General features: G+C 31.3%; 20 protein-coding genes. 13 read left to right on the forward strand and 7 right to left on the reverse strand.

Annotated elements, in window-relative coordinates; translation table 11 throughout:
- Window positions 1-63: 63 nt before the first annotated feature.
- The 10 genes from murB to UEQ13_RS07360 all read left to right on the forward strand — a co-directional run bounded on the left by murB (window position 64) and on the right by UEQ13_RS07360 (window position 10,639).
- On the forward strand, window positions 64-1,077 hold the full coding sequence (gene murB, locus UEQ13_RS07315) for a UDP-N-acetylmuramate dehydrogenase (protein ID WP_329805693.1): 1,014 nt from the start codon (window positions 64-66) through the stop codon (window positions 1,075-1,077).
- 52 nt (window positions 1,078-1,129) lie between these two features.
- Window positions 1,130-1,741: an FMN-binding negative transcriptional regulator gene (locus tag UEQ13_RS07320; protein WP_329805694.1), complete on the forward strand. Its 612-nt coding sequence runs from the start codon at window positions 1,130-1,132 to the stop codon at window positions 1,739-1,741.
- A gap of 120 nt (window positions 1,742-1,861) precedes the next feature.
- Window positions 1,862-2,968: a glycosyltransferase gene (locus UEQ13_RS07325; protein WP_407934652.1), complete on the forward strand. Its 1,107-nt coding sequence runs from the start codon at window positions 1,862-1,864 to the stop codon at window positions 2,966-2,968.
- Window positions 2,959-3,522: an RNA polymerase sigma factor gene (locus tag UEQ13_RS07330; RefSeq protein ID WP_329805697.1), complete on the forward strand. Its 564-nt coding sequence runs from the start codon at window positions 2,959-2,961 to the stop codon at window positions 3,520-3,522. Before UEQ13_RS07325 ends, UEQ13_RS07330 begins: the two co-directional genes overlap by 10 nt.
- Before the next feature lie 42 nt (window positions 3,523-3,564).
- Window positions 3,565-3,810 carry a DUF2281 domain-containing protein gene (locus UEQ13_RS07335; RefSeq protein WP_329805699.1) on the forward strand — a complete coding sequence of 82 codons (246 nt, stop codon included), beginning with the start codon at window positions 3,565-3,567 and terminating at the stop codon, window positions 3,808-3,810.
- A gap of 321 nt (window positions 3,811-4,131) precedes the next feature.
- On the forward strand, window positions 4,132-5,376 hold the full coding sequence (locus tag UEQ13_RS07340; protein WP_329805701.1) for an MFS transporter: 1,245 nt from the start codon (window positions 4,132-4,134) through the stop codon (window positions 5,374-5,376).
- 92 nt (window positions 5,377-5,468) lie between these two features.
- Window positions 5,469-6,302 carry an energy transducer TonB gene (locus UEQ13_RS07345; RefSeq protein WP_329805702.1) on the forward strand — a complete coding sequence of 278 codons (834 nt, stop codon included), beginning with the start codon at window positions 5,469-5,471 and terminating at the stop codon, window positions 6,300-6,302.
- Between the two features lie 203 nt (window positions 6,303-6,505).
- Window positions 6,506-7,372 (forward strand): lipoyl synthase, encoded by an 867-nt coding sequence (lipA, locus tag UEQ13_RS07350; protein ID WP_329805704.1) that lies wholly within the window; start codon window positions 6,506-6,508, stop codon window positions 7,370-7,372.
- 50 nt (window positions 7,373-7,422) lie between these two features.
- A complete protein-coding gene (gene gap / locus UEQ13_RS07355; protein WP_329805705.1) occupies window positions 7,423-8,427 on the forward strand; it encodes a type I glyceraldehyde-3-phosphate dehydrogenase in 1,005 nt (334 codons plus the stop codon).
- A gap of 37 nt (window positions 8,428-8,464) precedes the next feature.
- The gene (locus tag UEQ13_RS07360; protein WP_329805706.1) at window positions 8,465-10,639 is read left to right on the forward strand and encodes a tetratricopeptide repeat-containing hybrid sensor histidine kinase/response regulator; all 2,175 of its coding nucleotides are present in this window, start codon (window positions 8,465-8,467) and stop codon (window positions 10,637-10,639) included.
- Here UEQ13_RS07360 and lpxK read toward each other — a convergent pair.
- A complete protein-coding gene (lpxK, locus tag UEQ13_RS07365) occupies window positions 10,629-11,630 on the reverse strand; it encodes a tetraacyldisaccharide 4'-kinase (protein ID WP_329805707.1) in 1,002 nt (333 codons plus the stop codon). The genes UEQ13_RS07360 and lpxK overlap by 11 nt on opposite strands.
- A 52-nt stretch (window positions 11,631-11,682) precedes the next feature.
- Between lpxK and UEQ13_RS07370 the strand changes: the two genes are divergently transcribed.
- The gene (locus tag UEQ13_RS07370; protein WP_329805708.1) at window positions 11,683-12,774 is read left to right on the forward strand and encodes a Nif3-like dinuclear metal center hexameric protein; all 1,092 of its coding nucleotides are present in this window, start codon (window positions 11,683-11,685) and stop codon (window positions 12,772-12,774) included.
- Between the two features lie 4 nt (window positions 12,775-12,778).
- Window positions 12,779-13,558, forward strand: coding sequence for a zinc ribbon domain-containing protein (locus UEQ13_RS07375; protein WP_329805709.1), 780 nt, complete (start codon window positions 12,779-12,781; stop codon window positions 13,556-13,558).
- A 34-nt stretch (window positions 13,559-13,592) separates the two neighbouring features.
- Here the strand turns inward: UEQ13_RS07375 and UEQ13_RS07380 are convergent, their stop codons facing one another.
- A complete protein-coding gene (locus UEQ13_RS07380) occupies window positions 13,593-15,116 on the reverse strand; it encodes a S8/S53 family peptidase (protein ID WP_329805711.1) in 1,524 nt (507 codons plus the stop codon).
- A gap of 148 nt (window positions 15,117-15,264) precedes the next feature.
- Here UEQ13_RS07380 and rluF point away from each other — a divergent pair, with 148 nt between their 5' ends.
- Complete coding sequence (gene rluF / locus UEQ13_RS07385; RefSeq protein ID WP_329805712.1) at window positions 15,265-16,053, forward strand: 23S rRNA pseudouridine(2604) synthase RluF; 789 nt, start codon at window positions 15,265-15,267, stop codon at window positions 16,051-16,053.
- Window positions 16,054-16,169: 116 nt separating this feature from the next.
- On the opposite strand, the gene UEQ13_RS07390 is transcribed toward rluF, so the two are convergent.
- From UEQ13_RS07390 to rpoC, 5 genes are all read right to left on the reverse strand, one after another.
- Window positions 16,170-17,093, reverse strand: a complete 924-nt coding sequence (locus UEQ13_RS07390) for a hypothetical protein (RefSeq protein WP_329805713.1) — start codon at window positions 17,091-17,093, stop codon at window positions 16,170-16,172.
- Window positions 17,094-17,107: 14 nt separating this feature from the next.
- Entirely contained in the window at window positions 17,108-17,602 is a 495-nt protein-coding gene (locus UEQ13_RS07395; RefSeq protein WP_329805714.1) for a GNAT family N-acetyltransferase, read from the reverse strand.
- Window positions 17,603-17,699: 97 nt separating this feature from the next.
- Window positions 17,700-18,314 carry a TlpA family protein disulfide reductase gene (locus UEQ13_RS07400; RefSeq protein WP_329805715.1) on the reverse strand — a complete coding sequence of 205 codons (615 nt, stop codon included), beginning with the start codon at window positions 18,312-18,314 and terminating at the stop codon, window positions 17,700-17,702.
- Window positions 18,315-18,319: 5 nt separating this feature from the next.
- On the reverse strand, window positions 18,320-18,628 hold the full coding sequence (locus UEQ13_RS07405; protein WP_329805716.1) for a DUF3467 domain-containing protein: 309 nt from the start codon (window positions 18,626-18,628) through the stop codon (window positions 18,320-18,322).
- 185 nt (window positions 18,629-18,813) lie between these two features.
- Window positions 18,814-23,124: a DNA-directed RNA polymerase subunit beta' gene (gene rpoC / locus UEQ13_RS07410; RefSeq protein ID WP_329805717.1), complete on the reverse strand. Its 4,311-nt coding sequence runs from the start codon at window positions 23,122-23,124 to the stop codon at window positions 18,814-18,816.
- Window positions 23,125-23,311: the final 187 nt, after the last annotated feature.

The following is a 23,311-nucleotide window of genomic DNA, read 5'->3' on the forward strand; positions in this document are numbered from 1 at the left end:
AGTATAAAGAGCCAAGTAAAAGATATAAAGAATCAAGTATTTATTTGATTAAAAACAAGACACATGAATATCACGAAACAACAAGCGTTAAAAAAATATAACACCTTTGGTATTGAAGCTTTTGCAACTGAATTTTGCGAAGTCAATTCGATTCCTGATTTAGCCGAAGTTTTACAAGAAAACCAACAGAAAAAACTTTTCATTTTAGGCGGTGGAAGTAACATGCTTTTGACTCAAAATATTGACGCTTTAGTGTTACATATCAACAACAAAGGCATTGAAGTTGTTGAAGAAAACGACGATTTTGTTTGGGTAAAAGGAAATGCTGGTGAAGTTTGGCACGAATTTGTTCTGTTTTGTATTCAACATAATTATGGTGGAATTGAAAATTTATCTTTAATTCCTGGTAATGTTGGCGCGACTCCAATTCAGAATATTGGCGCATATGGCGTGGAAATTAAAGATACCTTTGTTTCGTGTGAAGCGATGAAAATTGACACACAAGAAATTACCACTTTCGACAAAACTGCTTGTAAATTTGGCTATAGAGAAAGTGTTTTTAAAGCGGAATTAAAAAACCAATATGTTGTTTTATCTGTTGTTTTCAAACTAACAAAAAATAATCATAAACTAAATACTTCTTACGGTGCGATTGATACCGAACTAGAAAATATGGGTATTGAAAACCCTACGATTCAAGAGGTGAGCAAAGCAGTAATTGCGATTCGTGAAAGCAAATTACCGAATCCAAAAGAGTTAGGAAATAGCGGAAGTTTCTTTAAAAACCCAATTGTTCCGATTGAAATTTACGAAAAAGCCAAAGCAAATTTTCCTGAAATTCCACATTATCCCGTTTCAGAAACGCATGTAAAAGTGCCTGCAGGTTGGTTAATTGAACAAGCTGGATTTAAAGGCAAACGCTTCGGAGATGCTGGAATCCACACCAAACAAGCGTTAGTTCTAGTAAATTACGGAAACGCGACAGGAAACGAAATTTGGACCGTAGCGCAAAACATCCAAAAAACTATTTTTGAAAAATACGGAATTAGTATTGAAGCGGAAGTAAACGTGATTTAATTTACGATTTGGGATTTACGATTTACGAAATAAAACTTAAAACAGAAATAAAATGTACATACCTGATATTTATGTAAACGAAAATCGAAGTGAAATTTTACGTTTTATTGAAGAAAACAGTTTTGCTATTCTTGTTAACCAATACAATAGTAAAATAAACGCCACACATATTCCATTGTTTATTGAAGAAAACAATGATAATCAACTTGTTTTATCTGGACATATTTCTAAATTAAATCCACAAAGTGAAAATTTCGCAGAAAACGGAGCTGTTTTAGCTATTTTTTCAGGTGCACATTCATATATTTCTTCTTCTTGGTATGATTACGAAGAAGTCCCAACTTGGAATTACCTATCGGTTCATGCGGAAGGAAAAATTGAAATACTAAATGAAGAACAAAAGCTTTTACATTTAGAAAATTTGGTGAATAAATACGAGAAAAAAAGTGAAAACCCAATTTCTACAAAATCACTTTCTGAAAAAACAATGCGACAAGCCAACGGAATATTGGCATTTAATATCATTGTAACTAAGATAGAAGCTGTCAAAAAATTATCTCAAAACAAAAGTGAAAACAATAAAAAAAGCATCATTTCTCATTTAGAAAAATCAGGAGATGAAGGAGCGAAATGTATTGCAAACGAAATGAAAAATAATGTATAATTTACGATTTACGAAGTATGATTTAGGATTTCACAAAACCTTTAAAACTGAAACTTTAAACTTTAAACTTTAAACAAAAAAACCTACCTTTGCTCAACTTTTAAAAGGAACATGGAAACAATTTTACTTATACTTTTTATTACATTTTTAGTTTTTTTCGCCATTCAATTCGTGTACCAAGCGTTTGTTTTTAGTCGTTTTTCGTTTGTACAACCAAATAAAGACACACCAAAAAGCATTCCAGTTTCGGTAATTGTTTGTGCTAAAAATGAATTTGAAAATTTACAAAAACATCTTCCTATTTTAGTTTCTCAAAACTATCCAAATTACGAATTGGTTCTAATTGACGATGCTTCTAATGATGATACTTTAGAATTATTAGAAGAATATGAAAAACAATATTCGTTTATTAAATTAGTAAAAGTTAAAAACAACGAAGCGTTTTGGGGAAACAAAAAATTCGCCTTAACTCTAGGAATTAAAGCAGCAAAAAACGAATATTTATTATTCACGGATGCCGATTGTTGTCCAACTTCTGAAAACTGGATTTCGGAAATGACCTCGCATTTTTCATTTAAAAAAACGATCGTTTTAGGTTATGGCGCTTATGATAAAATTAAAGGTTCGTTCTTAAATAAGATTATTAGATACGAAACGGTTTTAACGGCAATTCAATATTTTTCTTGGGCTAAAACAGGAAAACCGTATATGGGCGTTGGTCGAAATTTAGCGTATAAAAAATCAGAGTTTTTCAATGTAAACGGATTTATTAATCATATTCGAGTGCGTTCTGGTGATGATGATTTATTTATCAACGAAGCCGCAAATGCTTCGAATACAACAATTTGTTATAACCCAGAAGGTTTTACGTATTCTAAACCAAAAACCACTTACAAAGAATGGTTTAATCAAAAAAGAAGACACGTTTCAACAGCCAAATTATACAAAGGTTTCGACAAATTTCAATTGGCATTATATTTTATTTCACAGGTGCTTTGTATTACTTTGGCAATAATTTTGCTATCTTTCCAATACAACTGGATTATTGTGACAAGCGTTTTAGGTTTCCGATATATATTTAACTGGATTGTTTTCGGTTATGGAGCTGCGAAATTAAACGAAAAAGACGTGATTGCTTGGTATCCAATTTTTGAACTTATTTTAATAATTACACAAATCAGAGTGGCGTTTACCAATCTGATTTTCAAACCTGTACATTGGAAATAAAACAAGAAAAAATACTTAAAAACATACAAAAAGCAAAATTGGGAGATCAAGTTGCTTTTACTTTTCTTCTCGATTTTTATTGGAATGAAGTGTACGGCTATATGCTAAAACGTACGGAAAATGAAACCGACACAGACGATATTGTAATTGAAACTTTCGCGAAAGCTTTTGACAAAATTAGCATGTATAATCCAGAATTTGGTTTCAACACTTGGTTAATTACGATTGCAAAAAACGTACATATTGATATGCTTCGCAAGAAAAAATCGACTTTATTTTTAGAAATTACTGATGAAGAAGATAGTTTAGCTAATCAAGTTTTAGATGATACACCAACCGTAGAAGATAAATTAATTACAGAACAAAATTTATCGCAATTATTACAACAAATCAAACAGTTAAAACCTGCTTATCAAGAAGTCATTCAACTGCGTTATTTCCAAGAAATGACCTATCAAGATATGGCAGAACAATTGAATGAACCGCTAAATAATATCAAAATCAAACTTCTTCGTGCTAAAAAATTATTAGCTGAAATTATTAGTGAGAAATAGATTTTTTGTAACTTTGGATACAATATCATTAGAAATTTAGTTATGAAATCAATCACAACATCAGAAATTAATCAAAAAATAAACGCACTACCAATGAACTTATTGGAAGAGGTGAATAATTTTATTGATTTTCTTACCAACAAATCTAAAGATTGGGCTGATGATTTAAGCGTGACCGAAAAAAAACTTATCGAAAAAGGTATAAATGATATTGCTGAAGGTAAAACTTACACTCATAAAGAAGCTAAAGAAATCATTAAAAATCATATAAAAAACAAGACGATTTAATGGAAATTATTTGGTCTGAAACAGCTCTACAAACATATTTAAAAGTAATTGATTATTAGTTTGAAAAATGGACAATTAAAGAAATTAATGTTTTTGAAACAAAAGTTGATAATTTACTAAACAAGATTCAAAAATTCAATCAATTTTGCCCAGAATCCAAAATCTTAGGATATAAAAAATGTGCTATTGATGCCAATAATTCTGTAATTTACACTTTATCCAACAATAATATTTTACTTATTACTTTTTTAGACAACAGAGGTTCAAATATTTTTTAATTTAAATTAATTTTCATTAGGTTTGGCAAAACTTAAAAACCAAATGGAAAACTTTACTTTTTCTGAAAAACTAAAACACCTTTTTTCAATTCCTGTAATCATTGCTGCTTTAGGCTATTTTGTAGATATTTACGATTTACTACTGTTCGGAATTGTTCGTGTACCGAGTTTAAATTCTTTAGGATTAAATGCTGATGAAGTGGGCACTACAATTATCAATTGGCAAATGTCGGGTTTATTGATTGGCGGAATTCTTTGGGGGATTTTAGGTGATAAAAAAGGACGACTTTCCGTATTATTCGGTTCCATTTTAGTGTATTCTTTAGCGAATATTGCTTGCGGATTTTTACCACAATTTCCTCAAGAAAATATTGTAACTATTTATGCTGCTTTGCGTTTTATTGCTGGAGTTGGTTTAGCTGGCGAATTAGGTGCCGGAATTACTTTAGTTTCCGAATCTTTACCAAAAAGTTTACGCGCTATTGGAACTTCAATTGTAGCAGGTTTTGGTTTATTAGGAGCTGTTGTCGCACAATTAACCGTTCAAATGACATCGGAATGGACGACTTCTTATTTTATTGGTGGCGCTTTAGGTTTAGCGTTACTTTTCTTAAGAATTAGCGTTTCCGAATCTGGAATTTATAAAGATATTGAACACGATGCATCCGTAAAAAAAGGAAATTTCTTCATGCTTTTTAATTCTAAGGAACGTTTTATTAAATATCTAAAATGTATTTTAATTGGCTTACCTACTTGGTATTGCATTGGGATTTTAGCCTTAATGGCCAATCAATTTGCTACAGCAATGGGAATTGAAAACCTAGTTCCTGGAAAGGCGATTATGTGGGCTTATATCGGAATTTCTGCAGGAGATTTTGCAAGTGGAATTATTTCACATTATTTAAAATCAAGAAAAAAAGCTATTTTTTATATGTTACTTTTCACCATAATTGGAGTAGCTTTATTACTTTCAGGTTTTGCTAAAACAGAAAATTCCTATTATTTTTTCTGTGCTTGGTTTGGACTAGGCACTGGATATTGGGCAATGTTTGTTACCGTTGGCGCAGAACAATTTGGAACAAATATTAGAAGCACAGCCGCAACTACGATTCCGAACATGGTCCGAGGCTTATTACCCATAATGTTAATTGGTTTTGATTTTTTCAAACCAACTTCCGGCGTAATTAATAGCGCTATTATTGTTGGAATACTTGTATTTATTTTAGCCATTTACGCCACTTTAACCATTACAGAAACGCATGATATCGACATGAATTATACAGAATAATTAAATAAATTTATTCATTCATTGAATTTTTGGCACGATTATTTCATAAGGTTTAAATTATACGTAAGTATCAACCTTAAAAACTATATATTATGTCAAATTTCAATGTACAAAATGACGAATGGCTAGAAATTGCCTTCGAAAACAGAAACAAAACTTATGGTGCTTACCAATTAAGAAAAGAAAGTGATGCAACTACCATCAAAGCGATGCTTATTACTTTCGGGACTATTGCTTTTGGAATTGGATTGTTTTCATTTACAACTCCAGAATCAAAACCTAATATTGCTCCACAACCAAATAAGTTACCAGATATCGTTAGAATTGTAGAATTAACGCCAATTGTCCCTGAACCAAAACCAATCATAAAAAAAGGAACAGATAATCCAAAGTTAAATCTAACTCCAGATAAAGTCCCACCAATTGTAGTGGACAGAACTGAAGTTGAACCTGTTGTAGAACCTAAAAATCCAGACACCTCTACTCCTTTTAATCCAAACGGAACAGAAAATGGAAATCCAGGACCAATAGGCAATCCAAATGGAATAGAAACACCAATAACAACTCCGACAACTGGAACTGAAACTCCTTCATCAAACACAATCTATAAAGGTACTTTTGGCGTAGAAGCAAGTTTTCCTGGAGGAATTAACAAGTTCAGAACTTTTATTGCGGAAAACTATAAAATTCCCAACTCTTTTAACAAAGATGTTTTATCTATAGAATTGGTTTTTGTTATTGAAAAAGATGGTTCTATGACCGACATTAGAATGATTGGTAAAGGAGACAAAACTTTAGAAAAAGAAGCTATTAGAGTATTAAAAGCCATGAATAAAAAATGGACGCCAGGAAAAGTGAACGGTGAAATTGTAAGAAGTGAAAAAAGACTTCCAATACAAATTAGCCTTGTAGATATAGAAGATTAATAGTACAACTGCATCTTAATTTTAAAACCACAAAATACATTTTATTTTGTGGTTTTTTTATGAAATCACACCAAATAAATATTGCGTCAGCATAAACAAATAAGGAAAAGTGATTACTATATTACCATAGATAAATATAATCGAAACATATGATTTGTTTTATTACGTTTTGTATATTTGCAATCAGATTTTAGATTAAAATTATGGCTACAGAAAGCGTATTTCCACCTACTCCAAAACCGAAATGGTTGCGTGTAAAATTACCCGTTGGACAAAAATATACCGAACTTAGAGGCTTGGTAGACAAATACAAGTTAAATACCATTTGTGCTTCTGGTAGTTGCCCTAACATGGGTGAATGTTGGGGAGAAGGAACCGCAACGTTTATGATTTTAGGAAATATTTGTACGCGTTCTTGCGGATTTTGTGGCGTAAAAACAGGTCGTCCTGAAAATGTAGACTGGGAAGAACCAGAAAAAGTAGCGCGTTCTATAAAAATTATGAACATCAAACATGCCGTAATTACAAGTGTGGATAGAGATGATTTAAAAGATATGGGAACCATTATTTGGGCAGAAACTGTAAAAGCTATCCGAAGAATGAATCCAAAAACTACTTTAGAAACGTTAATTCCAGATTTTCAAGGAAGCGAAAAACATTTAGATAAAATTATTGAAGTAGCTCCAGAAGTTGTTTCTCATAATATTGAAACGGTACGAAGATTAACACGCGAAGTTCGAATTCAAGCAAAATACGATAAAAGTTTAGCCGTTTTAAAATACCTAAAAGAACAAGGATTGAACCGAACAAAATCGGGAATCATGTTAGGTTTAGGAGAAACGGAAGAAGAAGTAATTCAGACGTTACACGATTTAAGAGATGCGAAAGTAGATGTAGTTACGATTGGTCAATATTTACAACCTAGTAAAAAACATTTACCTGTTAAAGAATTCATCACACCTGAACAATTTGAAAAATACGAAAAAATTGGTAAAGAATTAGGTTTCGTTCACGTAGAAAGTGGTCCGTTAGTACGTTCTTCTTACCATGCTGAAAAACATATTCATTAATTTTTGGCATAAGACATAATTAAATCCAACATAAATAACAAAGTAAAAAATTGAAAATACGTGTCGCTATTAATGGTTTTGGAAGAATTGGAAGAAACTTATTCCGATTATTACTCAACCATCCCAACATAGAAGTTGTTGCTATCAATGATATTGCGGATATAAAAACCATGAGTCATTTAGTAAAATATGACAGTATTCATGGTGTTTTACAGCGTTCTGTTTCTTCTGAAAACGAAACATTAATTATTGACGATTTAAAATTTCAATTTTTCCACGAAAGTGACATCTCAAAATTACCTTGGAAAAGTTTAAATATCGACTTTGTAATTGAAGCTACAGGAAAATTCAAAACTACTGAAACAGCACAATTGCATCTAATAGCAGGAGCAAAAAAAGTGATTTTATCTGCACCGCCAGAAGATGACAAAATAAAAACAGTGGTTTTAGGTGTCAACGAACATATTTTAGACGGTTCAGAAACTATTATTTCAAATGCAAGTTGTACGACTAATAATGCCGCACCAATGCTGAAAATAATTCAAGAATTATGCGGTATTGAACAAGCTTACATCACAACCGTTCACTCCTACACTACCGATCAAAGTTTACATGATCAACCACATAAAGATTTAAGACGTGCTCGAGGTGCTTCACAATCAATTATCCCAACAACAACTGGTGCCGCAAAAGCCATTACGAAAATTTTCCCTGAATTAGAAGGTAAAATTGGTGGTTGTGGAATTCGTGTTCCGGTTCCAGATGGATCGTTAACAGATATTACTTTTAATGTAAACCGAAAAGTTTCTATTGACGAAATCAATTTAGCTTTTAAAAATGCTTCTGAAAAGGAACTGAAAAACATTTTAGCTTACACGGAAGACCCAATTGTTTCTGTTGACATTATTGGCAATACAAACTCTTGTGTTTTCGATTCGCAATTAACTTCAGTAATAGATAAAATGGTAAAAATCGTAGGCTGGTATGATAATGAAATCGGCTATTCCTCTCGTATTGTGGATTTAATACTTTTTTTATCAAAAAATAATCATTAATTTTAGCCTTTATAATTTCAAGTTTTGAATTCAAATAATGAAAAAACTCTTATTCTTACTTACCTTTTTCTCCCTTTTCACCTTTTCTCAAAGTAAGAAAAACAAGCTTGATAGCATTAATTATTTTTTAGAATTAGCCAATTATTCCTTCGAAGAAAAATACAATTCTAAAGACGCCATAAAATATGTGCAAAAAGCTATTGATTATTCAAAAGCAACAAAAAATTACGAAAAACTTTATGACTGCTATTACTTTTTAGGTAGTTTACATCTTGAAAACAACAATTTCAATGATGCCATAATTAATTTAATAAAGTGCTCCAACTACTACGAAGTTAATAAAATTTCTTCTTCTAAAGTGGCTAAAATAAATTATGCTTTAGGGACTTTGTATCTAGAAAAAAGAAACTTTACGATTGCTAAAATGTATTTCGATAAAGCGTACACAATTTATAACCAAATAAACTCAAGTGAAGCTTTTCCTTTACTAGAACTTCAAAAAGGATTAACGTTAAAAGCTAGTAATAAATTAGAGGAAGCCATAACCGTTTTTAAAAAAATTGCAACTACTAATAAAGATGCTGAAACAAGTAAAGTAGAAGCCATTTATCAGTTAAGCAAGATTTATTATATCCAAGAAGACTATCAAAAATCGCTAGAATATTCTAAAAATGCATTGGAAATAGTAGAAAACAATTCTGTTGGGATTTCTAAAAAGAAAATTTTAAACAATCTTATTTTAATTAGTGAAAAATTAGAAGACTACAAATTATCCAATTTTTATTTAAAAGAATACCTAACCTTAAATGAAATTAAAAATAATTCTAGCCAAGTTAATACCGAATTACTTATTAATAAAAAAGAACACGACAATCAATTAGAAATTGTTGAAAAGCTTGAAAAAGAAAAAAGTGACCAATTGAAATCGATCCGTTTTTCGAGATTAATTAGCATTATGAGTATTGTTTTAATCGCTATTTTGTCTTTATTAAGTTTTTCTTTATATAAAAACAATAAAATTAGAACATTTACTTACAAGCTTTTACAAGCGAAAAACAAAGAATTAACAGAACAAAAAGAGAAAGCAGAATTCGCATCTAAAGCTAGATCAGAATTCTTATCTACGGTGAGTCACGAGTTAAGAACACCTCTGAATGCGATAAACGGAATTACGTATTTATTGCTGCAAGAAAAACCAAAAACCAGTCAGTTAAACTATTTGAAATCATTAGAGTTTTCAGGAAATTATCTTTTGAGTTTCATTAATGACATTTTGGAAATTAATAGATTAGAATCAAATAACGTTCATGTTGAAAAAATCAAATTTAATTTGGTTGAATTAGCGAATAATATTAATCAATCTTTCAGTGGATTTATTAGTAAAAACAACATCAATTTTAAATTAGATTTAGACATAGATGGCAATGAAAACCTAATCGGTGACCCAACCAAACTGTCTCAAATTTTAATAAATTTAATCAACAATTCTATCAAATTCACTAAAAACGGTGATGTTACATTAAAAATCAAAACTGTTAACGAAAAAGATAATAAAATCACCTTAAAATTTGTTGTACAAGATAATGGAATTGGTATTCCAGAAGATAAAATTGCAAATATTTTCGATAGTTTTTCTCAAGGTTCTGTAGAAATAAATAGAACATATGGCGGAACTGGTTTAGGACTTTCAATTGTTAAAAAAATCATTGAAATATTAGATAGTGAAATTCATTTAGAAAGTAAAGTCAACAAAGGAACAAAATTCTATTTTAATTTAGATTTTGACAAGTCGGACTTGAAAACCATTTCTAGCATTGAAACAAATCAAGTTATTTCTCACGAAAACTTAAAAGGCAAAAGCGTTTTATTAGTAGAAGACAATAAAATCAACCAAATGATTACCAAAAAAATGGTGGAAAACAAAGGTATGATTTGTACGATTATTGATAATGGTGAAGATTCTATTGTTGCGATGCAAAACAACAAATTCGATATGGTTTTGATGGATGTCCATTTACCAGGAATTAACGGAACTGAAGCTACCGCTGAAATTAGAAAATTTGATAACATTACACCAATTATTGCTTTAACCGCTATTTCATTAAACGAAAACAGAGAAATGCTACTTTCATACGGAATGAACGATGTGGTAACAAAACCTTTTGCACCAGAACATTTTTACAATGTAATTAGTTCTTACTTTAAGGCTTAATTGTTTTAGAAATATTTGTTTGAAATTCTGATTCCGAATTTAAAAACTTCACTTTTATTGGCAAATAAAACAACTTGTCCGAATTAATTTTCCCATTTAAACGTACAAAATCCTTTTCCGTTGTCACTAAGATTTTATCTTGAGCTAAACTATTTAATTCTTTTATTTCTTGATCCGAAAAATGATGATGATCTGGATAAACCATAACTTTATCCTTTCCAGAATTTAAATAATCTATAAAATATTTAGGTTTTGCAATTCCGGCCACAATGACTTTTTCTTTAGCAATTACTTCCGAAACGTTCATGACTTTTTCAGAGCCAAAAACTTCTGTATCATAATCAATTGCAGTAAAGAAAACAGGAACATTTACATCCAATTTCTTTTTGACTTGTTCTTGTTCTTGTTCAGAAAGAGCAGTTGGACATTTCGTTACAATTACCAGATTTGCACGTTTTTTCCCAATCGCACTTTCACGTAAATTTCCGAAAGGCAAAATATAATCGTCCGAAAACAAATCATCGTAAGCTGTTAATAATATATAATATTGAGCAGTAACTTTTCTGTGTTGAAAAGCGTCGTCTAATAAAATTACATCTGGCTTTATCGTCGAAATTAAATTTGCAATTCCTGTTTGTCTGTCTTCACAAACCGCTACAGAAACTTCAGGGAATTTGGCTTGAATTTGATACGATTCATCACCTAATTCATGAGCAGAAATCGTTTCATTCGCCAAAACAAAACCTTTCGTACTTCTTTTGTAACCACGACTTAAAACCGCGACTTTATACTTGTCTTTTAATAATCGGATTAAATATTCGGTATGTGGCGTTTTTCCAGTTCCACCAGCGCTTAAATTTCCGATTGCAATTATGGGTAAATCATAACTTTTACTTTTAAAGAAACCCACATCGTACAGCCAATTTCTAACAAAAGTGACTAACCAATATATAATTGCAATAGGAAAAAGTATTTTTCTTAATAATTTCATACCACGAAAATAAGTTTTTTTATCTTTGAAACTATAAAATTATAAAAAACTCATGCAATTATCTGAAATAACGAAATATTTGGAGCAATTAGCGCCATTAGCCTACGCGGAAGATTTTGACAATGTTGGACTTTTAACAAGTCACACCAACGACATCACAGGGATTTTGGTTTGTCACGATGCTTTGGAAGAAGTGATGGATGAAGCTATTGCGAAGAAATGCAATTTGGTAGTTTGCTTCCATCCTATTTTGTTTTCTGGATTGAAAAAAATTACAGGAAAAAATTATGTAGAAAGAGCTGTAATCAAAGCGATAAAAAATGATATTGCCATTTATTCGGTTCATACCGCTTTAGATAATCATCAAAATGGCGTGAATAAAATTTTCTGTGATGCTTTAGGCTTAACTAATACTAAAGTTTTAATTCCGAAACAAAATTTCATTCATAAATTAGTAACTTATACGAAACCTGAAAACGTAAATCAACTGAAACAAGCTTTGTTTGAAGCCGGAGCAGGAACTATTGGCAATTATGACAATTGTAGTTTTATTTCTTCTGGAATTGGTTCATTTAAAGGTAATGAATACAGCAATCCTGTAATTGGAGAAAAAAATATTTTACAAAAAGAAGCTGAAATTAAAATTGAAGTCACTTTTGAAAAGCACCATCAAAATAAGATTTTAAAAGCACTTTTTACGAATCATTTATATGAAGAAGTAGCTTACGAAATTTATAAAACCGAAAACGAACATCAAAATATTGGTTTAGGAATGATTGGAGAATTAGAAAACCCAATGAAACAATCAGATTTTTTACAATTTGTAAAAGATAAAATGGAATGTGGCGGAATTAGACACAGTCAATTTTTACCTACTGAAATTAAGAAAGTTGCTGTTTTAGGCGGAAGTGGAAGTTTCGCTATAAAAAATGCTATTTCAGCTGGTGCTGATGCGTTTTTGACTGCTGATTTAAAATATCATCAGTTTTATGAAGCCGAAAACAAGCTACTTTTGGCTGATATTGGACATTTTGAAAGTGAAAGGTATACAAAAAACTATATTGTTGACTTTCTTAAAGAAAAAATCACTAATTTTGCAATCATTTTATCAGAATTAAATACAAATCCCGTTAAATATTTTTAACAATATGGCAAATACAAAAGAACTAAGCGTAGAAGAAAAGTTAAGAGCAATTTATGCTTTACAATTAATTGATTCTAAAATTGACGAAATCAGAAACGTAAGAGGTGAATTACCTTTAGAAGTGGAAGATTTAGAAGATGAAGTGGCAGGATTATCTAAGCGTTTAGAAAAATTAAACGAAGATCTAAGTGCTATTGATCATCAAGCAAAAGAAAAAAAGAACAACATTGATGACTATAAAGCGTCAATTAAAAAATATACAGAGCAACAAAAAAATGTGCGTAACAATAGAGAATTCAATTCTTTATCTAAAGAAATTGAGTTTCAAGAATTAGAAATTCAATTGGCTGAAAAGCACATTAAAGAAATGAAAGTTACTTTAGAAAACAAAAAAGAAATTGTTGGTCAAACTAAAGAAAAATTAGACGGTAAGCAAAATCACTTGAAGCACAAAAAAGCGGAATTAAGTGATATTATGGCTGAAACTGAAAAAGACGAGAATTTCTTAATTGAAAAATCTAACGAATTTAGAGGTAAAATTGAAGAGCGTTTATTAGCAGCTTACGACAGAATTAGAAACAGTGTTATCAATGGTTTAGCGGTAGTTTCTATTGAGCGTGGCGCTTCTGCTGGTTCATTCTTTACTATTCCACCACAAACTCAAATGGAAATTGCTGGTAGAAAGAAAATCTTAACAGATGAGCACAGTGGACGTATTTTAGTTGACAGTGTTTTAGCTGACGAAGAAAGAGAAAAAATGGAGAAAATTTTCGCCAAAATGTAATATCAAGAATCCCGATGAAAGTCGGGATTTTTTTTTATCTCTTAATTATTCTTTTAACGAATTCTTTTTCTTCACTTTTCACTTTCAGAAAATAAATTCCAGAAGGCAATTCAGAAATATCTAATATCCCTTGTGATTCCTTCTTTTCAATCTGAATTATTTCTCTTCCTAAAACATCCGAAAAGCGAAAGCTAAATATTGAATTCCCAGCATTTGAAATCGAATAATTTAATTTTCCTTCTGATGGATTTGGGAAAAATTCTGCCGAAAAACCATTAAAATTCTGAACACTTAACATAGCATCAATTGCATTAAGAGCACTCTGCATATTTGGTAACGGACCAACATTTCCAGTTATTGGATTTCCTTGAGGAATACCTGTATTTACTAATAGGTTTCTCATTTCTAAGGGTGATAAATAATTTCCTGTTAAGCCATGATAATACGATTGTAACACAATCACACAACTTGCCACCATTGGAGTTGCTGAACTTGTTCCCGCAAAATTGGTATAACTTTGATTTAAATCTCCACCAATTGTAATATAAGAACCTGTAAATCCAGTAGTAAAAACATTCCCACCCCAACCTTGCACATCAACTCTAGAACCGTAATTACTGAAAGTTGATTTAAAATGATTTATACTTGGTGACCCAGCACCAACTAATATCGCTCCAGAATTACCTCGACTCATATAATCAGCATAGGTTGAACTATCTAAATTTAGACTTCCATTTGCTGCAGCTTCAACAATTATAATTCCAGCATCTGTTGCGGCTTTAGTTAAGTTCCAAACAGTTAAATCATATTCAGCTGGCAACAAATTATTACTCGCATCATAAGCCTGCATTTCATAAATAATAACATCACCAGATTGCGAATTTTGAATCGCTTGCGAGACAGCAAATATTCTATCATATCCTGATTGTTGCCATTCTGGAAATAAAATCATTTCTTGAGCTCCATAAGCCAACCCAGAAACACCATAAATTCCTTTATCCGCCATAACAACTCCAAAAACAGAAGTTCCATGTTCGGTATATGAAGATGTAGCTGAAGTGCTTATGGTCATTCCAGGAGCAATTGACACATTTACAGAATTAAGTTCTTCATGATTGAAGTTACAACCATATTCGATATCTCTTACTTTAATTCCTGTTCCAGACAAACCTAAATCCCAAGCATATTGCATGTTAATTCCCGGATCTGCTCCTAAATAAGTTTGATTTGCTTCAAAATTTGAAGTTGTTGGAGCAATGTCTGTTGGAGGTTTAACTGGAATAGTATTCATTTCATAACCATATTCTACATCTGAAAATGATTTCATTTTTTCGATAAAAGCGGCAAAATCATTCGGTTGAACAGTAAATTCGACAGTATAAATTCTTTTTAATTTCTGAACATAATAATCGCTATTTGAAATACGAATCGCTTCTTTAGACAAAAAATTAATTTTATCATCTGAAATAGAAATGGCTCTTTTTAAATTGGCGTTATTCTGATTTAGAAAAACTTGAAATTCATTACTAATACCTGCATTTTCTTTTAAATAAACCATTACAGTTGAATGATTATCGGATTTTAAAAGCGTGTTTTGCACTTCATTCTGCGCTGTAGAACAAAAAAAGAGAAGTAGAAAATAAGTAGACAACAAAAGCCTCATGATTTTTTTTAGTAAACTTAATAAATTCCTATATCTTTGCCAAATGGAAGAGCAATTAGTACGCATCAATAAATATTTATCAGAATCAGGATTTTGTTCTCGTAGAGAAGCCGACCGATTATTAGAAGAAGGAAGAATTACGATTAACGGTCAATCTCCGGAATTGGGTACGAAAGTCGCACCTGGTGATGAAGTTCGTGTCAATGGCGAATTAGTGACTAATGCGAATAAAAAACCTATTTATTTATCATTCCACAAACCAGCTGGAATTGAATGTACGACTAACTTGAGTATTCCAGACAATATTGTGGATTATATCAATTATCCAGAACGCGTTTTCCCAATTGGAAGATTGGATAAAGCCAGTGAAGGATTGATTTTCATGACTAATGATGGTGATATTGTAAACAAAATTTTACGCGCCAGAAACAATCACGAAAAAGAATATATTGTTACCGTTGACAAACCTATTACAGACGTTTTCATTAAGCAAATGAGTAATGGTTTACCTATTTTAGATACGATTACTAAAAAATGTACCGTTGAAAAAATGAGTCAGTTTGTGTTTAAAATTGTTTTAACACAAGGTTTGAACCGACAAATTCGTCGTATGTGCGAATATTTAGATTACGAAGTTACTACTTTAAAAAGAATCCGAATTATCAACATTACTTTAGATGTTCCTGTTGGAAAATACCGTCCGTTAACGGAAAAAGAAATTATTGAATTAAATACACTTATCGAACCTTCAAGTAAAACCGAAGATGCGAGTATTTTACGTGATAAGAAAACCAATTACGGAAGCAGAAACTACGATAAGAGAAATAGGTAATTTTTGGGCGTTCCCCTATGGGTCGTGTCTTCCGCTATATTCCCGATGAAAAATCGGGAGATGCCGCTACAACCACTAACGCAAATCCGTTTTCATTAGAAATTTGTTCTAATTAGTTATTCCTCTTGCATTTTATTATTTCTCCACCAATCATAGGTACAACTGTTCTTTAATCCAATTGATTTTCTTATTGAATCTAATTTATTAGGATTTAAAACTGGTATACTCAAACTACCATCTTTCATATTAATAAAAGAACCAAAATACTGTTTACTTTTTTTTGATGAAGTTTGAGTCCAAATTTTTCTGTCATAAACGGCTGCATATTCTGAGGGCATACAATTACCTTTCTTTAAATTCTCTAACATCACTTTAAGAAATAACTCTTTATCTGAAACATCTTGATGAATTAAGATAAGAGACAAATCAGCGGAATTTTCAAAATAATTATCAAAACCAATAATTTTTAAATTTGGGTAACCATATTTTAGAAAAATATCATCCAATTCCTTTTTATGCTTTTTACGATAAAAAAAAACTGAATCTTCAGCCAAATTTGCACTTGCTACTTGGTCTTCATTAATCATCCTTTCGATTTTGTGTCTTAATTCTAAATTTAATTTGTTTAAATAAATTTGTTTAAAACCTTTTAATTCATCTTTTGAGAACTTCGAATAACGTAAAATTGTATCATTAAATTTAGAAGAATCATAATGACAAATTGGTATTCCACCAAAATCAGTATAACTTTTTTTAATTTTATTATTAAGGTTATTAGTTTTACCAATCATCACTGAAGAAGCTAAATAATTTCCATACTCATAGTATCCTTGTATATTTATAGGCTCATATTTTTTAAATAATTTATGCAATATCTTATAACTCCCTTCATAATCGTTAACTAAAAACAAACTATCTGCTTCATAAACTTTTAAATAGTATGGTATATAATTTGCGTTTTTATTACCAATACGCGTGTAATTACTTTTACAAGAAAATAAAAACAACAACACACTTACTACAACAATTTTAAACTTCATTACTTTATTTTAAATTAAAACCTCAATTCCATTACATAATCATCCATAATGTAATTGTTTCCTATATCTATTACTTCATCTTTAGTAGCTGTAAAACCAAGTTTTTCGTAAAATAATTTGGCTTTATTGTATTTATTTACATTTAAAAACACCCCTTTTTGCTGGTTGTTTTTGGCTATTTTAATTACTTCATCAATCATAAATTTCCCAAAACCTTTACCTTGAGTTTCTGGTAACAAATAAATTTTATGAATTTTTAGTAATCCTGCTCCATTGCAATTGAATTCGTAGGCAACAAATCCAACTACTTTATTATCATCTAATAACAATTCAAAAATTTGATCATTATTCATTTGATTTTCTAAATTTTCAATCGAATAAAAATTATCTAACATATAATTTAATTGCTCGCTAGATAGTATTTCACCGTAAGTAGATGGCCAAATTGCATAAGCTAAATCCTTGATAATTGGCAATTGGTTTTTATTTATTTTTTCTAAATGTATCATAATAAAAAAGGTGATTACACAAAAAATGCAATCACCTTCAAATTTATAAACTTTTACTGATAAATCATGAAGTTTTTTATTAGCAAGATGTTTTCAATTATTTAAAAGTTGCCAAAGCTTGCTCTATAGCACTTCTAAATTTATAATATGTACCAAACAAACCAAGCTTTGAAGTTAACGTTTCCAAATCACTTGGTCCACCAAGTCTATATTTTATAATTTTTCCATCAAAAACCAATACAGAAGTTGGATAACCTCCGTTAATATCTAAATTACTTAAAAACTCCTTACTAACAGATAAGTGTCTGAAATTAAAAGGATGTTTTTTTATAAAGTTAACCACGCTTTCTTTCGAATCAAAGGTTACGGAAACAAAATCAACTTGATCTTTAAATTTATTTTGCAAATTATTAAGCATATCTGTTTCCAAAACACAAGGAACACAACCCGAAAACCAAAAATTATAAAACACTAATCTTTTTGTTTTAGAACTATCAAATTCAAACCCATTGATATCTTTAACTATAAAAAAAGGAATTTCCTTCCCTAAAAATTGCCTTTTACTCTTTGAATTTATTCCTTCATATATTTCTTCATATTTGATTTTATTCACCAATGAATCTATATTTACTTTATTTACAACAGTATCTTTTTCAGTTTGAGAATTGGCAAATGTGAAAGATAAAACAAAAAGTAAGAAAACTTTATTCATAGTAATTACGCTTGTCCAGTTGGTCCGAAATTTAATGGAATTGGTGGATGTTCTTCTTCTTTAATTTGTCCGTGTGCACTTTCAAAACGGTGAATATTTTCACTTAAAGCTTTTAATAATCTTTTCGCGTGTTGTGGCGTTAAGATAATTCTTGATTTCACTTTGGCTTTTGGTACACCTGGCATTAACGAAATAAAATCTACTACAAATTCTGTATTAGAATGATTGATAATCGCTAAATTAGAATAGGTTCCTTCCGCAATTTTTTCGTCTAATTCGATATTGATTTGACCTTCTTGGTTGTTATTTTCCATTTTTATGTCTTTACGAGGAACGAAGCAATCTCATCCTCAATTAATTATTTGATTTTAAACATATAAGTTTTACAAACCCATATCATGTTGTTAACTATACTACAAGATTAAGTATAATTTTGATTAAAAAAAAACCTAACAGAAAAAATCTGTTAGGTTTTTATACTTATTATGTGATTTGAATATTAGTAGCTGAATTCTTCTTTTCCAGCCATTAATTCACTGTATTCTTCTTTAGAACCTACAAGAATATTATCATAATCTCTCATACCTGTTCCAGCAGGAATTCTGTGACCCACAATTACATTTTCTTTCAATCCTTCTAATGTATCGATTTTACCAGCAACAGCTGCTTCGTTTAATACTTTAGTAGTTTCCTGGAACGATGCCGCAGAAATGAATGATTTAGTCTGTAACGATGCTCTTGTAATACCTTGTAATACAGGTGTTGCAGTCGCAGTAATTACATCTCTTGCAGAAACTAAGTTTTTATCTTCACGTTTTAACAATGAATTTTCATCTCTTAAGTCTCTTGGAGAAATAATTTGTCCTGGTTTTAAGTTCGCAGAATCTCCAGCTTCTTCTACAACCTTCATTCCGTATAACTTATCGTTTTCTAGAATAAAGTCTGAAGTATGTGCTAATTGATCTTCTAAGAATAAGGTATCTCCTGGATCTTGGATTCTTACTTTTCTCATCATTTGACGAATCACAACTTCGAAGTGTTTGTCATTGATTTTTACTCCTTGTAAACGGTAAACTTCTTGAATTTCGTTTACTAAGTATTGTTGAACAGCAGATGGTCCTTGAATTCTTAAGATATCTTCTGGAGTAATTGCTCCGTCTGATAATGGAGTTCCTGCTCTTACGAAGTCATTTTCTTGAACTAAGATTTGAGCTGAAAGCTTCACTAAATATTTCTTAACATCTCCGAATTTAGATTCAATTGATAACTCACGGTTACCTCTTTTCACTTTTCCGAAAGTAACTACACCATCAATTTCAGTAACCACTGCAGGGTTTGAAGGATTACGAGCTTCTAACAACTCGGTAATTCTTGGTAAACCTCCAGTAATATCACTTGCTTTAGATGAACGACGAGGAATTTTCACAAGAATTTTTCCTGCTTTAATTTTCTCACCATCATCTACCATAAGGTGAGCACCTACAGGTAAATTGTATGATCTAATTAACTCACCATCTTTACCATAAATATGTAAAGTTGGAATTAATTTTTTGTTACGTCCTTCAGAAATTACTTTCTCTTGGAAACCTGTTTGCTCATCAATTTCAACCATGAATGATTGACCTTGTTCTAAATCTTCATAAGCAATTTTACCTGTAAATTCAGATACAATTACACCATTATAAGGATCCCACTTACAGATTGTTGCTCCTTTTTCAACTACATCTCCATCTTTTACAGAAATTGTAGAACCGTAAGGAATATTATGTGTACTTAATAAAATACCTGTATTAACATCAACTAATTTTAATTCAGTAGAACGAGAAATTACGATATCAGCAGTATTACCTTCACCATCTTCTCCTTTAACTGTTTTTAAATCTTCAATTTCTAATTTTCCAGCAAAACGTGCAGAAATACCAGCTTCTTCAGAAATACCTCCGGCAACCCCTCCAACGTGGAAAGTACGAAGTGTTAACTGTGTTCCTGGCTCTCCAATTGACTGTGCGGCAATTACACCGACAGCTTCACCTCTTTGTGCCATTTTACCTGTTGCTAAGTTTCTTCCGTAACATTTAGTACAGATTCCTTTTTTAGCTTCACAAGTTAATGGTGAACGAACTTCTACTTTTTCAATTGGTGAAGCGTCAATAGCTTTTACAATTGCTTCAGTAATATGTTCTCCAGCTTGAACTAAAACTTCAGAGTTGAATGGATTTACAACATCTTGCAATGCTACACGTCCTAAAATTCTTTCTCCTAAAGTTTCAACAATTTCTTCGTTTTTCTTTAATGCAGAAACTTCTACACCTCTTAATGTTCCACAGTCTACAGAATTAATAATAACATCTTGAGATACATCATGTAACCTTCTTGTTAAATATCCTGCATCGGCAGTTTTAAGAGCCGTATCCGCTAATCCTTTACGCGCACCGTGAGTAGAAATGAAGTATTCTAAAATCGATAAACCTTCCTTAAAGTTAGAAAGAATCGGGTTTTCAATAATTTCACCACCACCTGCAGTTGATTTTTTCGGCTTAGCCATTAATCCACGCATACCAGTTAACTGACGAATTTGTTCTTTAGAACCCCTTGCACCAGAGTCAAGCATCATATATACCGAGTTGAAACCTTGTTGGTCTTCACGGATATTTTTCATCGCTAATTCTGTTAATTGTGCATTGGCAGAAGTCCAAATATCAATTACCTGATTGTAACGCTCGTTATTTGTGATAAGTCCCATGTTGTAGTTAGCAGAAATACCTTCTACTTGTACACGAGCATCAGCAATTAATTGCGTTTTTTGTTCTGGAATTCTAATATCACCTAAACTGAATGACAATCCACCTTTGAAAGCGAATTTGTAACCCATATCTTTCATATCATCTAAGAAAGCAGCAGTTACAGGTACACTAGTTACAGCTAAAATTTTACCAATAATATCACGAAGATTTTTCTTAGTTAAAACTTCATTTATATATCCTGCAGCTTCAGGTACTACTTCATTAAATAATACTCTACCTGCTGTAGTTTGGATAATTTGATATACTAATTCTCCGTTTTCATTAAAGTCTTTTGCTCTAATTTTAACACGAGCATTTAATTCAACTCTTCCTTCATTTAAAGCGATATTACACTCTTCAGCAGAATAGAAAGTTAAACCTTCTCCAATAATTTCCATTTCTGGAGTTGTTAAACGTTCTTTGGTCATATAGTAAAGACCTAATACCATGTCTTGAGAAGGTACCGTAATTGGTGCACCATTCGCAGGATTCAAGATATTGTGAGACGCTAACATTAATAATTGTGCTTCCAAAATTGCTTCTGGACCTAAAGGTAAGTGAACTGCCATCTGGTCACCATCGAAATCGGCGTTGAAAGCCGTACATACTAATGGGTGTAACTGGATTGCTTTTCCTTCAATTAACTTTGGTTGGAAAGCTTGGATACCTAAACGGTGAAGTGTAGGAGCACGGTTAAGTAATACTGGATGTCCTTTGATAACATTTTCTAAGATATCCCATACTACTGGTTCTTTTTTGTCGATAATTTTCTTAGCCGACTTAACTGTTTTAACAATTCCTCTTTCGATTAATTTACGAATAACGAATGGTTTGTACAATTCAGCAGCCATATCTTTTGGAAGACCACATTCGAACAATTTCATTTCTGGTCCAACAACAATTACTGAACGAGCAGAATAATCCACACGTTTTCCTAATAAGTTTTGACGGAAACGACCTTGTTTTCCTTTTAATGAATCTGATAAAGATTTTAATGGTCTGTTTGATTCTGTTTTAACAGCAGAAGCTTTTCTTGTATTGTCAAAAAGTGAATCAACCGCTTCTTGTAACATACGTTTTTCATTACGTAAGATTACTTCCGGCGCTTTAATTTCCACTAATCTTTTTAAACGATTGTTACGGATGATTACTCTTCTGTATAAATCATTTAAATCTGAAGTTGCGAAACGACCACCATCTAAAGGCACAAGAGGACGTAATTCTGGTGGAATAACCGGGATTACTTTTAAAATCATCCATTCTGGACGGTTTTCTCTGTTTTTATTTGCTTCACGGAAAGATTCAACAACGTTCAATCTTTTTAATGCTTCAGTTTTTCTTTGTTTAGACGTTTCGTTATTAGCTTTGTGACGTAAATCATAAGATAAAGCATCTAAATCTGTACGTGCTAATAAATCCATAATACATTCAGCACCCATTTTGGCGATAAATTTATTAGGATCTGAATCATCTAAATATTGATTTTCCATTGGTAAAGTATCCACAATATTTAAGTATTCTTCTTCTGTTAAGAAGTCTAGTCTACTTAAACTTTCACCTTCTGGACCTTTAGCAATACCAGCTTGAATAACTACATATCTTTCGTAGTAGATAATCATGTCTAATTTCTTAGAAGGTAATCCTAAAACGTAACCAATTTTATTTGGAAGAGAACGGAAATACCAGATATGAGCAATTGGCACAACAAGGTTGATGTGTCCTACTCTATCTCTACGTACTTTTTTCTCCGTAACTTCAACTCCACATCGGTCACAAACGATTCCTTTGTAGCGAATTCTTTTATATTTTCCACAAGCACATTCGAAATCTTTAACTGGTCCGAAAATTCGTTCACAGAAAAGACCATCTCTTTCTGGTTTGTGTGTACGGTAGTTGATTGTTTCTGGTTTTAAAACCTCACCTCTAGATTCACCTAACATTGATTCTGGCGAAGCCAAACCAATTGTTATTCTGTTAAATCTTTTAACTCCAGTACTTTTGTCTTTATTATTTCTATTATTCATCATAGTTTTTACTATTGATTTATGTGCAATTTAAAATTGATTTTAGTTTTATACTTATTATAAAACTACGACCCTCGGATTACTTCTCTAAACTTCAATCTCGATATTGAAGTGCTAATTATAGAAATTAGATTTCTATAAAAAATCGGAACGGATTACGGGGCTAAATCCTAAAAACTCTTTAAAATAC

The sequence above is a fragment of the Flavobacterium facile genome, from assembly GCF_036321945.1.
In the GTDB taxonomy this organism is placed as follows: Bacteria; Bacteroidota; Bacteroidia; order Flavobacteriales; family Flavobacteriaceae; genus Flavobacterium; species Flavobacterium facile.